Annotated in this window: 14 protein-coding genes; 12 read left to right on the top strand and 2 right to left on the bottom strand. The window is 52.1% G+C overall.

Going from position 1 to position 15,279, the window contains the following annotated elements; genetic code table 11:
- The 6 genes from AC23NW_RS32700 (at position 1) to AC23NW_RS32675 (ending at position 5,537) form a co-directional block, all read left to right on the top strand.
- A complete protein-coding gene (locus AC23NW_RS32700; RefSeq protein ID WP_487454854.1) occupies positions 1-438 on the top strand; it encodes a hypothetical protein in 438 nt (145 codons plus the stop codon).
- A gap of 170 nt (positions 439-608) precedes the next feature.
- Entirely contained in the window at positions 609-1,457 is an 849-nt protein-coding gene (locus tag AC23NW_RS32695) for a recombination directionality factor (RefSeq protein ID WP_487454853.1), read from the top strand.
- Between the two features lie 118 nt (positions 1,458-1,575).
- Positions 1,576-2,190: a mechanosensitive ion channel family protein gene (locus tag AC23NW_RS32690; protein WP_487454852.1), complete on the top strand. Its 615-nt coding sequence runs from the start codon at positions 1,576-1,578 to the stop codon at positions 2,188-2,190.
- Between the two features lie 121 nt (positions 2,191-2,311).
- Positions 2,312-3,373: a hypothetical protein gene (locus AC23NW_RS32685; RefSeq protein WP_487454851.1), complete on the top strand. Its 1,062-nt coding sequence runs from the start codon at positions 2,312-2,314 to the stop codon at positions 3,371-3,373.
- 69 nt (positions 3,374-3,442) lie between these two features.
- A complete protein-coding gene (locus AC23NW_RS32680) occupies positions 3,443-4,354 on the top strand; it encodes a hypothetical protein (protein ID WP_487454850.1) in 912 nt (303 codons plus the stop codon).
- A gap of 694 nt (positions 4,355-5,048) precedes the next feature.
- Positions 5,049-5,537: a hypothetical protein gene (locus tag AC23NW_RS32675; protein ID WP_487454849.1), complete on the top strand. Its 489-nt coding sequence runs from the start codon at positions 5,049-5,051 to the stop codon at positions 5,535-5,537.
- 66 nt (positions 5,538-5,603) lie between these two features.
- Here AC23NW_RS32675 and topA read toward each other — a convergent pair whose 3' ends face one another.
- Positions 5,604-7,814, bottom strand: coding sequence for a type I DNA topoisomerase (gene topA / locus AC23NW_RS32670; protein WP_487454848.1), 2,211 nt, complete (start codon positions 7,812-7,814; stop codon positions 5,604-5,606).
- 273 nt (positions 7,815-8,087) lie between these two features.
- On the opposite strand from topA, the gene AC23NW_RS32665 reads away from it, so the two are divergent.
- Positions 8,088-9,179 (top strand): hypothetical protein, encoded by a 1,092-nt coding sequence (locus AC23NW_RS32665; protein ID WP_487454847.1) that lies wholly within the window; start codon positions 8,088-8,090, stop codon positions 9,177-9,179.
- A 404-nt stretch (positions 9,180-9,583) separates the two neighbouring features.
- Entirely contained in the window at positions 9,584-10,129 is a 546-nt protein-coding gene (locus AC23NW_RS32660) for a hypothetical protein (protein ID WP_487454846.1), read from the top strand.
- On the opposite strand, the gene AC23NW_RS32655 is transcribed toward AC23NW_RS32660, so the two are convergent.
- A complete protein-coding gene (locus AC23NW_RS32655; protein ID WP_487454845.1) occupies positions 10,052-10,573 on the bottom strand; it encodes a LytTR family transcriptional regulator DNA-binding domain-containing protein in 522 nt (173 codons plus the stop codon). The genes AC23NW_RS32660 and AC23NW_RS32655 overlap by 78 nt on opposite strands.
- Positions 10,574-10,813: 240 nt before the next feature.
- Between AC23NW_RS32655 and AC23NW_RS32650 the strand changes: the two genes are divergently transcribed.
- From AC23NW_RS32650 to AC23NW_RS32635, 4 genes are all read left to right on the top strand, one after another.
- Positions 10,814-11,428 (top strand): hypothetical protein, encoded by a 615-nt coding sequence (locus AC23NW_RS32650; RefSeq protein ID WP_487454844.1) that lies wholly within the window; start codon positions 10,814-10,816, stop codon positions 11,426-11,428.
- A gap of 98 nt (positions 11,429-11,526) precedes the next feature.
- Positions 11,527-12,471 carry a thymidylate synthase gene (thyA, locus tag AC23NW_RS32645; protein WP_487454843.1) on the top strand — a complete coding sequence of 315 codons (945 nt, stop codon included), beginning with the start codon at positions 11,527-11,529 and terminating at the stop codon, positions 12,469-12,471.
- Between the two features lie 102 nt (positions 12,472-12,573).
- Entirely contained in the window at positions 12,574-13,794 is a 1,221-nt protein-coding gene (locus tag AC23NW_RS32640; protein ID WP_487454842.1) for a thioredoxin family protein, read from the top strand.
- A 294-nt stretch (positions 13,795-14,088) separates the two neighbouring features.
- Positions 14,089-15,105, top strand: a complete 1,017-nt coding sequence (locus AC23NW_RS32635) for a hypothetical protein (protein ID WP_487454841.1) — start codon at positions 14,089-14,091, stop codon at positions 15,103-15,105.
- Positions 15,106-15,279: the final 174 nt, after the last annotated feature.

Genomic DNA, 15,279 nt, shown 5'->3' with positions numbered 1-15,279 from the left:
ATGCATCAGGAACGGAAAATTTATATTCAGGTCGGATTCCGGGAGCCAGCTTCCAACGGCGATAGCAGGCGGGTGGAGGAAGTGTCGATGGGAATCGGCCACACGGCCCGGGTCATTATCGAAACCGAGCAAAGCCAGCCCCTCAGTCCTAAAAGCGCCAGTACGCTCTGTTTTACGGATTGTAAGGCTTCCTATCTGACGCTTCAGCCAATTGGGCAGGAAATCATCTATTGCATCGACACGGATGCCGCTGTATCGGATGAAGCGGTCTGCGAAAGCTTTTATATGGCCCTGCAAAAGGAAGGGCACCCGGTCACCGCCTACCGGCAGGTCTTTCCCGTCAGTGACCCCCAGACGGGCGGGTGGCTGACGAATCCCCAAGACCATGCCATTAATAACCGCCTAAACCAGGGACAGCCATCCGGATGCGCTCCATAAACGGCTGGTAAAGTTGCCAATAAGCAGGACAGTAACTTGGTATTGTCCTGCTTAATTCGTATATTTAATATGTTCGAGCTGAATCCGTATCGGGCAACTCCCTCTCATCGGCCATTCACCCTTTAACGAAAAACAGGCGGAATACAGCCGCGTAAAATTCTGTACTCATTATGCGCATCAAAAACACGACCTCCACCGATCAGCGGCAACAGGCTGTTCAGGAAATTGGCCGCATTCGGGCCGGCATTAAAAAGAAGTCCGATAAGGGAATTGAGTACCCGCAGTCTACTGACTACTTTGTGGCCACCGGCAATTATGCCGGGGAATTCCAGAAACTTTATAGTGACCAGCCCCGTCAACTGGAGATCATGTTTTTCTCCGACAAAGAAGCGGACTCCTGCGATGAACGCCTGGAAATCCGCAATAAATCGGGGCAGCTTTATGCGTATGGCGACGGAGAAACCTTTTATATCTACAATTCCAAGACGGAACGCTACAGCAACATCCGTTACCGGGCCAACGACCCCCAGATCATGGATAAAATCCAGGCCCATCTGCACACCGGATTGACTGATAGCCAGAAAAAGGCCGTCAAATGGGACCACGTTTTATACCTGCGGTTTTTCATTGCCAACTTCCCCATTCTGGGCTACTGGCAGTTTGCCACCAAAGGCACTAATACCAGTATTCCGGCCATTCGGGAGGTTTTCGACAAATTCAAGGAGTCTGCCGGTAGTGTGCAGGGGGTATCCTTCCTGCTGACCATCACCAAGTCCAAATCCAATAAACCCGATTCCAGAGATCAGTACCCGATTGTCAAGCTGGTGCCCAAAGTATCGGTCCAGGAAGCCTTTCTGTTGATTGAACGCTATCAGAACGCCCTGCATGATTCGAGCAATACCCTGCTCAATATGGGCTTACCCCAACCGGAACCTACCCGGGATAACCGGGATACCTCCGGCAGTCCGACGGAAGAAGCCCCTATGGAGGCCGACGAACAACCAGAGCAGGCCGGGTAGCATTCGACGATAAATCATTCGCTATTTTTGATCAAAAAGCTTAGTGATTTAGCCATGCAACAAGATGATTATCATGGTATTATGATAATCATCTTGTTGCTTTTTTAGTTTTTTTTACATGAAGGTTCAGGACCTGTACCAAATACTACTCAACACCTTCTGGAGTTTTATTATGGAAGTAGCCTCCTTCTTTCCCCATCTGACCGGCGCGGCCTTTGTGCTGGGACTGGGCTTTTTTGTGGCCCGGATGGTCAACAAGGTATCCATGAATCTGCTGGCAAGGCCGGGCGTGGATAAGCTCGGAGCCAGATTGAATGAAGTTCAGTTTATCCGGCAGTTACAGCGCGAAATCAGGCTGTCGGAAATCGTCTCTAAAATTCTGTATTACTTTATCCTGCTGATCTTTATAACCGCTTCGACCGAAACGCTGGGGGTGGATGCGATCACCCGGATGGTACAGTCGCTGGTGGCATTCATCCCCCGGCTGATAGCCGCTGCCATCATGCTACAGGTCGGCATCATGATTGCCGATGCGGTCAAGAATGCGGTCATTACCCTGGACCAGTCGTTCAACATTCCTTCGGCGCGAACGCTGGGCACGGGGGTCTTTTTCTTTATTCTGATGGTCATCATCATCTCATCGCTTTCTCAGGCTGGTATCAATACCTCCCTGCACGAATCGAGCTTTAACCTGTTCATCGGGGGGGCCATCTTTGCCTTTGCCCTGGGGTAATGCCTCACCTTGAAGAGTGAAACATATTTTTTTATAGATAAACTATTTGTTTTATCTGAGAATTAAAGTAGCTTCGCTACACCGATTCCGGGCCAAACGCCCGTAAAACGTTGCCGAGCCGATGCACCTCGATTACAACCGCCTTTCGCCCTTTCAACGGCAGATTTTTCAGGAGCTAAGTACCTATCTCGCAGGCCTGTCACCAACGGCTGACGAGGACGAAACAGACAATGAGGACCTGCTCGACCTGAGCATTCATATCCGTCAGGTGCTCCAGAAAAAAAGTCTCTATCTGAAATACGATGAAATACGCCAGCAGTTGGTCGCTTTGCAGTCTCCCCTTGCCTTCAGCGAACCCAGTAGCCGCGTAAAGGCCGACGGAACCTGCTACCCGAATATACGCTGGATGCCTTATTTCTACGTAGTGGAGTTCATGGAAGGCACCGGCCAGGTTCGGATACTGGCCTCCCGCCACCATCTCCGGCAGGCATTCCAGTACTGGCAATTGCAACAGGCCCCGCCTACCGTACCCACCCCGCCGGGTCCACCCCTACCCCAGACCCAACCGGCTCCACCGCCCCCCGCCAGGCCCCCGCAATTGGCCCAGGCTCCCCAATCCCATCTTCGGACGACGACCTCCCTACCCAGGACGAAGCCTTCACCGCAGCCAGCCGCAAGGCAGGCTGTAGCCGTCCCCACTCCCCCCGACGAGGACACCCCCGACGTGCTGGCCCATCTGAAAGAGTGGCTCAACCGCCCCGAAAAACAATCTGATCCGCTCCAGCTCGACCATGCGGTCCGGTTAGGGTATTACCAGGACATTGCGGCTTTCATCCGGCGCTTAACGGTGGATGAATCGGATAAACTCTTTACCGACGCGCTGTTGCTTACGGCAATGGAAGCCAACCGACCGACGATGGAATCGCTCATGGCCGCTATACAGACGGTCTCATCCGGGAGTAACCCCCTCCGAAAGCTTCAACTGGAAGTCCGTCGCCTGCAACTAACGCTGACCTATCCAACCCCCACTCCGGTCCGGGGGATCGGTGCCGCCGGCAATGGTCACATTGGCAGCTTCATCAACCCGATGATGGCGGGTTTCTCCCAACCCGTACTGGAAGAGGAACCGACCGCCCTGACCATTGGCCAGAACCGGTCAACCTTACTGGCTCCTACCGGATAACACCGGGCTGTTACGGCCCGGAGGAGTCAGTAACCAACCGCGTGTATACCACCCGCTCATAACCTTTGAATGAACTCTCTACAAGCAATGATTATCGAACAGGCTCCGCTGTATGGATGGTCCCCTGATCTGCTGGTAACCGGCAACGACGACCTGAGCGGAGTAACGCTGCAAAAAGAGAACTGGCGGGTCCACCTGATCACCAGTACGAATGTATCCTTTCCCCGGATCGAGGCCCTCCAACAACAGTGGCGGCACAAAGGCATCCGGGGCCTGTGGCTGTGTCAGTCGCTGCCACAGCCTGTTCGTCCATCACTCCGGATCAGCCCGACCGGCTGGCTCATCCCGCGAAAGGACTTACCCCTGTTTCCGCTGTACCTCCGACCGACAAAACCCCCTGTGGTCGGTCTGCCTGCACCCAGGCAACTTGAACAACCCATTCTCTATGAAACCTTCGTAGTCGAAGTACTTGAAAGCAAACTTCGATTTTTTGACGAGCTGGTCGTGCGTCTGCCCACGGGCCTTCCCATCCGCTTCTACCCGATTTCCTGTCCGGTATGCCGGGAGGTCGCCTATGGCTTTACCGGAGCGACTCAATCGTCCGAATCGTTCCCCCCGGATGTCGTCATTGAAAGCGAGGGAGGGCGCATTCCGGACCTAGGAAAACTCAATGATTTTATCTTTCGTTCGGAAGCCCCCAAAATGACCGCTCTGGTCGCTCAATCACTTGACATACCTACCGTTTTATCTATTCCGGCCCACCGGAACCTGAATGGCAAACTCCCTTCCAGTTTTGCCTGCCCAGTCTGCCATACGCCATACACCCTTGATTTTGTCCTACGGGAGCGCCGTAAATCTGACGAAAATCCAACGAATAATCCTCTGGCAGGTTGGCTTCCAGGTCCACTAACGGTGCGTCTTCCCTCTCCCTTCTGGACGACCCAATCAGATCGGATGGTCTTTAACAGTACCGACTTCTGAACAAAAAAAGAATTATTTATATACAGCCACGATCACCTCAAACGGTGAAGTTTGCCCTCTGTACCGGGCCAATCCGTCTGTTATCCAAATTGTTTCGGGGGGGGTCATGGAGAATGCTTCCCCCCAGATTATTTTTTAGTAAATTTTAATCCGCTGCCGAGCAACCGCATGGGAAGCTTTCCCGTACATGCCAGGTAAGATTTGAGATGTCGGCCCAACCTCTTACTTTTGGCTCATTTTGAGCCGAAACCGGCTATCGAAACGGCTGAAAAAGGTTAGTTACAGGCATTTTCGCCCCATAAAAGACTTGCTGAGCCGAATGGAGGTAAACATTTTTTTTGGGCCTGACGTTAGTATTTTAGATAAATGGTGTCGTATTCCAGCGCCATTTCATCTGGATCGTTCCAGTCTGGGATCGGACAAGTTGCCGGCTACACATTACTCTTTAATCGATCAATCCTATTGGTACATCGGCTGTATAGCCATTACGATATTTTCGCTGTATATTCCATGATATATAGCAGCAACATTAGAAAAAAGTAGTCTCATGGGTAAAAGACCAAGGCTTAACCGGCCCTCCCAAACCCCAGATAGTCCTGAACCCAAAGCGCCTGATTGCAGAATGAATATGCCTGATAATTCAAATGATTTAAGTAACCGGGCACAGCCGGGCAGATTCAGGCAGGACATATACTTGGGCCCCACACCTGACGGGGTTCAAATAACGTACACGAAACTGGAGTTACTGGAGACACGGGAAGATGGCATTCAGATTCTCACCCAGTTTGAATTGACCCGGGAGCAGGAATTTCAGCCTGGAAATAAAATCGAAGGGTATAAACCCCAGGCCGAACGCAGACGCGTCTATCTGGTAAAACTCCACGGTCTCAAAGAACGAGGCTACGATCTGGCTGAATTAATCGAACGTATCCAGGAGCGGGAAAAGCGCCGTCAATCAAAAGATAACACGATTCTGACCCTTCAATCGGGCCTCAAGGTTGGACTCGATGAGGGCTGCATCCGGCAATTCTGTGCCGACAATGACCTGGACCCCGACAGCACTATCAGCCGTTCAGAGTTGCGAAAAATCGTGCTGAAAAAACGAAACATGAATGCTATCCAGTACGGGGTCGGCCTGCGGCTTCTACGGATTCCTATTGAGGTAGGAAGAAATGCTTCATAATCCTATTATGACCTTCTCTCTACATGACATTATCAAAAAGGCCGCTTGAAGCGGCCTTTTTTCGTACTATTTTGATCCTCCTTTGCTGTAACCACTTTTCGCGTAGCTACCACCCTTGGACCCGCTCCCGGATTTACCCGAACCACTCTTCGATTTATGTTTCAGATATACCTCATACTCCGCTGTGATCTGCTTACACTGGTCCACGGTCAGTTCCTTCACGGTATCTTCAGTGTAGTTCTTCAACGGCACCCGTTTTTCACCCACGATCATATACAGACCAAACTGGCCTTTCCGGATTTCGTATTTACCCACCTTATGCAGGATACCTGCCTTGTAGGCTTCAGCCTTTTGCTTTTTGGCAGCAATAGCCGCCAGGGCTACTTCCATCGTAATATCCGCCAGAGCCACGCCCTCGACCTTGAAGAACTCCTTGCACCAGAGGACATAGGGGCCGTGTTCGCCCTGACCAGCCGAAATCGTTTCCCCCTCATGCTGCCCCAGAATAGTTGTTTTCCGTTCCCGTTCAATATCCGGTGTCGCCTGGGCGGCAACCTGGATCATCGAGCTATGCTTGAGGTCAAACTCCTTCACCACTTCGACATACTTGCGCTGCCCCTCAACGATTCCGTCCAGCGATTCCTCCATCTGGGCAGTAAACGCATAATCGACCAGCCGGCTGAACCGCTCTTCGAGATACCTGACAATCCGGATACCCACATCGGTCGGCACCAGCATTTTCGAGTCCGAACCAATCGTCTGTTGAACATCGGCCTGCGTAAGCTGTCCGTTGCGCCAGCTATAGAGCTTTCCCTGCACTTTGCGGCCCGGTCGGTTGCCTTCTTCGATATAGTGCCGGCTGACAATATTCGACAGGATGGACGCATACGTGGACGGACGACCAATGCCTTTGGCTTCGAGTTCCTTCACCAGGGTCGCTTCGTCAAACCGTTTCGGGGGCGTACTGAATGTCTGCTTGGCTTCAATGGCCAGCGGAGTGAGCCTATCCCCCTGCCGGGCCGGATGTTTCAGCGTGGTGCCGTCCTCTTTTTCCCCATCTTCATCGGCTTCCTGATAGATCATCCGGTAACCGGCATATTCCATCATCCGCGCTTTGGCTTCATAAATCTCCCCTCCCGGAGTCGCTTCAATCGAAATAATCGTCTGCTGATAAATGGCCGGCTTCATCTGGGAAGCCATTGCGCGGTCATAAATGAGCTTGTATAAGCGTTGTTCATCGGTTGTCTCCCCGCAGTTCTCCTGCTCAAAATGCGTGGGGCGGATGGCCTCGTGAGCTTCCTGGGCTGACTCTTTCGCCTTAAACCGGTTGGCCTGAAAATGACTTTCCCCTACTGTTGCCTTTAGCTGTTGCCGGATAGCCTCAATCGCTTCTTCAGACAGATTCGGGGAGTCTGTCCGCATGTAGGAAATATGCCCCTGCGAAAACAGTGCCTGCGCTACATCCATAACTTTCCTGGCGGACCATTTAAACTTGCGGATGGCTTCCTGCTGAAGCGTCGAGGTAATGAAAGGAGCCGGTGGGCGCTGGGTTACCGTTTTATGCTCTACACCCTTTATGTGAAAGGATTTACCAGTAACGCTCTGAATATAAGCCCGGGCCTCGGCATCAGTCGCAAACGCCTGGGTCATCACGGCTTTAATCAGTTCGGTATGTTCGGTGGCGAACTCGCCCTTCACCTTAAAGGTGAACTTATCGGCAAACCCCTCAATGACCCGTTCGCGCTCGACAACCATCCGCACGGCGACCGACTGAACCCTGCCTGCTGACAGATTGCCGCCCAGTTTTCGCCGGAGCATGTCGCTTACCTCCCAGCCCACCAGCCGGTCGATTACCCGACGGGCCTCCTGAGCCTGAACCAGCTTTACATTGATCTTTCCGGGGTTCGAAATAGCAGCCTGAATGGCCTTGGGCGATAGCTCATGGAACTCAACGCGCTTGGTTTCCCGGAAGTTTAATTTAAGCGTAGCGCAGAGGTGGTAGGCTATCGAAGCCCCCTCACGGTCCGGGTCGGTGGCCAGATAAACGTTTTCCGGCCCAACAATTCTGACCTGATCCAACAGACCCGAGACTACATTTCTCTTGCCGGGATCTACCTCATACCTGGGTGCATAATCCCGCATCCGGTCAACCCCAAGGTCCCCCTTCACCAGATCCCGGATGTGGCCCACTGATGCCATGACAACCCAGCCGGGACCTAATATCTCGGAAATCTTTTTCTTTTTATTCGGGGACTCGATAATTAGTAATCTTTTCATAGAACAGCAACCACCAGAGGGGTCAATTTAAGTCAACTTAAAACGATTGTTTAATTTAAAGGCAAGTAACGGACTATACGCAACAAAATCAAGGGGTTAATGCGGGATCAGCCCATCCGTCGGTAGCCGCCACCGTCCACCTCTACAAGGCCATCAAAAGGGGAATCAAAAGGGTAAGTAAAAGTTCTATCTACCTGTATTTCAGACTTTTATTAATTGAAAAATACCTGAAACGGGCGTATCTTTATAGCATAAACCATGACACTTAGGACGATGAAAGAGACCCGGAGAAGCACCCCCAGTACCGCAAAACAAGGCCAAAAAAATGAACGGTCACAGTTTGGTCTGGTGCATAGCAATCAATGGCAGGATATTGTCTTTCCGATTGAAACGACACCGTTGACGAAGTTGCTGGCTACGCCTTTTACGATTTTTGATTCGGGTCGAAGCACGGCCCTGATTGGCACCTGGCCCGATGGAGAGCAGGGGATTTTTGCCCTTCAGTCTGCCAAATATTCGCTGATTCCAAACCAGATTTTCCAGAATGCCGCAGATACGGTGCTGGGGCCGGAACACAACGTTCTGATACGCTATTCGCGCAAGGGGGATTTCCAGATCAATCTGGTCTTACCCGAGGTGATTGCCTTTCAGGAAGGCAATCAGAAAGATTTGCTGCAACGGCAGATCACCATTCTCAACTCGTACACCGGCAAAAGCCAGATTCACTTGCAGGCGACCGAGTTAAAGCGCGTTATGACTCAGCGGGTTCGGGTGAGTTACTACCGGCAGGTCTGTACGAACGGTCTGATGGGCTGGGCATCCGAATATTTTACGATGGATGAATACCTCACCTATCTGGTTACGGGAGAACGGCCTGTAGACCGCCGTTGGAAAAACAGCACCGTCCCCCAGGAGTACCTGAAATCCGAAACGACGCTGGAGAATGTGGAAGAACGGGAACTATCAACGCTCCTGAAAAAGTCCTTTACCCACCGGGGGCTGGATACGGGCGCTTTTTACACCTTTCTGTGTGAGTTTCTGACCAATGCGATTCTGTTAGGTAAAGAGCAGCCTGACCTCACCCTGTCCGTGTTTGATGCCATGTCCCAAAAACGGGTAGTGGATAAAGAAAAGGCCCAGGAATTGCTGATTGATGCCAGTTTACCCCAGAAACTGGCGAAAGCGGCCATTCAGCAGATGGAGGCCGAAGCGATTGCCCTGGAGACCACCCCCAATGCGTGGCTCCTCTACAACGGCGCAAACCATGCCCTGTTCAATCAGCAGAGCAGTATCCCGTTGGATGAACGCTATTCGCTGGACAAGAAAATGTTCGATGCGGTCAATCTGGCCTATCTGGTGAATTAGTCAGCCGGATAACGGGGAGGATGTGGGGCGACGAGGCTCCACATTTTTCCGAAATTTGCATCCAAATAAAATAAACAATATATTTGGCGAATCGGTAGCTAAACGGCTCCTTTTAACGATCCAACCTGCACAGGCCAGCGGGGCGCTTCAATAAGAGGGGTCAACGATATGGTGAATATATTAAGTACTTTCACTCGACAACTGGAAAAGGTTAATCGCTCGATCAGATTAACCTTTTTTACCCGGGGAATTGATAGCAATATAGCTACTGCCTCCCATCCGCTACTGCCTGCCGACGCTCCCCACCGGAGAAGGTCTGGATTCCCTGCCCCCACAAAAAAAGACCTTCCGGCTGAGGCCTGAAAGGTCTGATTTATCAACCCTTTAGTTAATTCCGTTTTCTCATGTACCGACTTTTTACGTGGCTCCTGTTGGGGCTATTGGCCGGATCGTGTCGTCCAGAGCCATCCCTTTTGCCCCAACCTACGGGGGTTTCCCACCGATCCCCCCTCTCGGTCGAACCTTCAGAGACTGATCGGTTAACCGCTAATCGCTGGGTACAGGTCGATGAACGCTGGATTGGTTTTCCGGGGGAAGTCCACCAGCATCCGTTCAGGCTCTTCTCAAGCTGCGCTACCGACGACGAATACGTATTTACGACCGCAGGTGCCTTTTTCTGGCTATCGGGTCCAACCGAATGCAGTGATACCACGCCTGCTCAGGCATACCCGGTCAGTGAATCCTATGACCGTTATCCCGGGCGGTCGCACGATTACCGGCTGGAGGCTGACGGGGATACGCTGACGGTCGAAGCGATGAACTTACGTGCCCGGATGCAGTTTCGTGGAGACACCCTGCAACTGACCTCGCGCTTAACCAATCCGGTTCAGGTGGGGCCGATGTTTACCTACGTCATTCGGACGCAATGGTTTCTGCCCGTTAGAAGGTAGCTTACTGCCGGAACGGAGCGGGTTTTTAGTGGCGGACCCCGGCCTGACCGGTTCATACAGGTCTTCCCGCTGAACTACACCCGGCACAAAAACCCCTTTTTCCCGGGCGATGGCTTCAATATCAGCGGCCCGGCGACGGGCAATCGTCACCAGGGCCGGCAGATCACCCAGTTGAATCAAGGCCCCCCCACGGTAGGGCAGAAACTGATAGGAAATCATGTAATCCAGATTGGCCACGTACCGCTTATGGATGCGGACAAAGGACGGAAAACTTTCATGGAGTTTTTTGAGGGTAATCGAGATCAGAACCGGCCTGGGCCGACCTTTCACGTACAACCAGGAATAGTTTCCTTCGCCCACTACGCAGACAATATCGGAGATCAGAACACTTTCGGTCTTACTAATGCCAAACCTGCTTGGGTCGTATCGCAGAACCTTATACATACACGTACTTGTTTGATGCTGATTATATCCCTTTCGGGAAAGGCGGCAAGATACCAAAATATAACATTTGATATATGTTTTGAAAATTCTTTCTTCAACATCTTTATTAAATTCTTTAAGTACCTCATAATTTGACACTTGTAAATTTTAATTAAAAAAATTGGATGGATTGCATCTATATTATTACCCCCTTTTTCCGTACTTTACAGGCCATTATACATTCAAAATGGCCCAAAGTATATGAAACCGTTTTTTCAGACCTGGTTTTTCCAGATTTTCGCGCCCTACCTGTACACCTATATCAAATACCGGGCGACGGGTCAGTGGGATCAGATCGAGGGGCAGACCAAGCAAAAGGTCATTGCGGACCCCAACCAGTGGCCGTCACTGCTGACAATGGAAATCATCCTGGCGACGATCATGGTCATGGTCATTGACCTGTGCCTGTCAGCAACGGCCCTGCTGGCGAGGGCCAACGGAGAGGGATCATCATCCCCGGTCTGGGAAATTGCGGAGCGGGTAGCCGATGGATTATATAATATGTGTCTGACCTGGTACGCCTGGCTGGTAGCCAAGAACATTTTGCTGATGATTCTGCAATATGTCTTGTTCTCCTACGAACGGGACCGGTCGGTGATCCGGCAGCGGTTCAGTTTCGTGTCGGCAGTGGTGGCGACGATCAGTATAGCCTTGCTCTTCCGGCAGATACTGGGTAATGTATCCTATGGTCCCGACATCAGCGGGGAAGATATTAAACAGGCCGTGCTTTCGGTCGAGCTTATTTCAGGACTGACCCTGGTCATTCTTTCAACGTCCGTTTTTAATCAGTACGGGCTGGGCTTTAGCCGCCGGTAACGGGCAGGCTCCGGCCACATTCATTTCACGAAAAAAACGCCTGTGAGGGGCGTACTACCTCACCCGACAGGGCGCAACGCCCCGGTTGCTACGCGCATATGCAAGCATACCATCAACTCCTGCAACGAGTGCTGTCAGAGGGTCGAATGACCGAAGACCGCACGGGGACCGGCACCGTGTCGCTGTTTGGCGCACAACTACGGTTCGACCTCACCGGGGGATTCCCCCTGGTGACGACAAAAAAAATTCACATCAAATCCATCGTTCACGAACTCATCTGGTTTTTACGGGGAGACACCAACATCAAATACCTCAATGACAACGGGGTGAGCATCTGGGATGAATGGGCCTCAGCCGATGGGGAATTAGGCCCCGTCTATGGCAAACAGTGGCGCAGATGGGAAACGGCGGATGGCCGCGTGATCGACCAGATCAGCGGAGTCCTCAACCAGTTAAAGAAGAATCCGACTTCCCGGCGAATGATCGTTACGGCCTGGAATCCTGCCGAGGTGGATTCGATGGCCCTGCCGCCGTGTCATCTGCTGTTTCAGTTCAACACCCACCTGTTGACCATTGACGAGCGGCTGAATGAAGCAAAGCGCCGGACCGGGCAGCAGCCCCCCAATCTCTCCTCGCTAAACGCACTCGGGGACTCATGGGAGTCATTGGCCCAGGATAAGATAACGGCGTTGCTGGACGAATGGAAGATACCGACCCGGGCGCTCAACTGCCAGCTTTACCAGCGCAGTGCCGATCTGTTCCTGGGATTCCCCTTCAATATTGCCTCGTATGCCTTACTGACGCACCTCATCGCCCACGAGTGCGGGATGCTGGCGGGTGATTTTATCTGGACGGGGGGCGACTGCCACATTTACAGCAATCACCTCGAACAGGTCCGGACTCAGCTTACCCGGGAGCCTTTTGCCCTGCCCGAACTGGTGATCAATCCCAATCTCCGCTCCGTGCTGGAGGTCGAGTTCGACGATATTTCTCTGGTGGGGTATCAGCACCATCCGGCCATCAAAGCCCCGGTAGCGGTCTGAGCGCTCCTGACCAGCATAAATCTATTGTTTTTTCGAGGGCCGGTAACCGGCCTTTCCCTCCCTTATTCATTCGAAAACCGATCATTTTTTTTCATCATTCATATGCTTTCTCCAACCAGCCATCGAATCACAGCCCGTTTGATTCTTGCTCTGATGTTTCTGAGCGGCCCTCTACTTGGGCAAGGTATCCAGTTTCGCAATCAACCCCTGTCCGAGGTATTCACCGAGGCCCGGGTCAAACGCGTTCCGGTTTTTATCGAGATCTATTCACCGACCTGCCATGTCTGCGAAAGCTTTAAACCGATTCTGGATCATCCCAGTGTCGGTAAGTTCTATAACGCCAATTTCATCAGCACCCGGCTCGATATAGGTGCAGCCACCACGCAAAAGTGGCTCAAAGACAATCACCTCTATGTGCCCTCACTGCCGCTGTTTCTGTTTATGGACCCCTCGGGAAAACTTCAGCATTTCGCCATTACCAAGAATGACATTTCAATGGTCAATCAGGTTGGGGTGACAGCACTGAACCCGCAGGCCCGCTCCGCTGCCCTCCTGCCCAGTTATAATGCCGGAAACCGGGACCTGAATATGCTGGTCGATCTGGCCATGTGGGGAAAAATCACCTGTGATACAACGATCAACATTCAGGCCATGAACGACTATGCCCGGCTCCTGGACAAAGACCAGTATGGCACCATGATTTCTTATCTGGTAGTCGAAAAAGTCGTTATGGACTGGGAAAATCCGCTGGTTCAGTACCTGATCGACCACCTGCCGACGATGAGTAAATACGGCCATACGCCGACCGAGAGCAAACAGATGCTCGAAAACATACTCATGTCGTCGCTGTATAGTGGGCGGGGAGCGAAGTACTCCCCGGCCAATGTGGAGGCCATCCGCAAGCAGTTGGTGAAAATCGGCATCGACACCTCCGTTGCTGCCTACCGGACGCTGCTACCCCAGATCAAAGCCCTCTTCCGGGAAAAGCAAGGTCGCCAGGCCGTTCAGGTAGCTTCTGGTTATGCTACTAACAATCCGAAAATGTCCGTGCAGGAGTACCTGTATTTCATGCGTCTCTTCAATAAAAACGCCCCCGACAACACCTATGTAGGTGCCGCTGAGGGCTGGCTGAACAAAGCGGTGGCCCGGAATCCAACCCCCGCCGAGAAGGCTGACCTTTATTACGAACTGGCCGAGGCCCAGTGGAAAGCCAAAAATCCGCAGGCCCTTGAATCGGCCAAAACAGCCATGTCCCTGGCCCGAACGGCGGGTATGGACCTCAAACGCCATAACACCCAGCTTACGCTGATCAGCCGACGATAACCGACTGAAATACAGGAAAGACACTCCGATAAATAATTTATTTTATATAATCATGTGCCAATCCGATACTTTTGTAGTCAGATCGAAGGCTTCGGCCCCGGTTTAACCTACCATTCACGAAGCGAAAAGCGGCTGTTTAGGCCGCTTTTCGCTTTTATACGGTTATGGGGCAATCAAGAGGGCAATTAAAGAACAGGCTTTCAGCCAGTAATATTTATCTTAAATAAATCATTTGTTATATTTACTGAAACAAAAACATAAAGCCACGATTGGGGCGTAATCCAATTCCTGCGAATGAATTCAACCAAAGCGACCATTACCCGTCACGAGTTCTATGCGTCCGGGCCGATGCCCATTCATTCCGTGTTTAATTCTACCATTGGCCATGTTCATTATACCTCATCCCGGCGACGGGCACCGGGGGAGCAGGGCGAAATCCTGATCGCTCAGCACCTTTCCGACATTCAGCGCAGCCAGATCAGTCTGACGCTTCACCCAACCGGGAAAGCCACCATATACCAGCAACTCTGGCAGCGAAAAGGCCCGACCATCCTGAGTGAGCAGTATGGCCCCTGGCTGGGTACTGATGTGGTCCTACTGGATTGTCAGCCCTATCACCCTCTACCCTCCACGGGCTGGACGATTAACCCCACTGCCGACACCCCACAGGGCTGTCTCCGCTCGGAAGCGGCCATTGAACGGACGTACCTGGACAACCCGGCCCGGCTCCCGTTGATGGCTCCTGATCTCTCGTTCAAGGAGCTTTGTCAGGTTCAGATAGACCGGCAGATCATGCCGCTTGGCAGCTACATTCAAGAACATCCGGTATATAGCGGTCATATTGAATCCATTCTGTATTTACCCCGAAAGGATGTTCTTAGGGAAGAGCAGGGCCGTTCTCACCTCAACAGTATCACCGGACTAATGCATCAGTTGCTCATTGGCACCTGCCAGGTTACCAGACTGAACGATCACGGATCGTTACTGATCTTCCGGGCCGTGTCGAAGGAAATAGCCGCCGAGGTAAGTGCCGATTTTCACGCGGACGGTACGGCGACGCTGTTTGTCCATCAGTATACAGCTCGGCAATCCGCAACGTCCGAACCCGACTGGTTTGGCTCGTCGCTGAAGCTGACCAATGTAGTTCCCTACCGGGTTCCGGGTTCGGCCCGGGTGACCTTCTGGGAACTGAGCAGCGGGATGCCGTATTACCGGCTACCGTCCCTGCTGGGGGGAGCCATGCCGCAAACCTTCGGCAGCGCAGGATGGAGGGACTCAATGCACCGGGAGGCTGGATGGGTTCTCGCATGAAGTGCGCCCAATACAAAAAAAAGGAGCCTCGCGGCCCCCTTTACAATTTCTCAATTCGGTCTTCCCTTTTTGAGAATGCGATCAAAGTAGACGGTAAATAAGTAGTCTTCGGGAAATAGTTTGTATTATTTTCTAACTTGCCCTCATGGGACGAGTGAACACCCCCGTTTTGAC

It is taken from the genome of Arsenicibacter sp. R0_47, from assembly GCF_057652235.1.
Note: the sequence above shows the minus strand (reverse complement) of the source record. Positions and strands in the feature narration are given on the sequence as shown.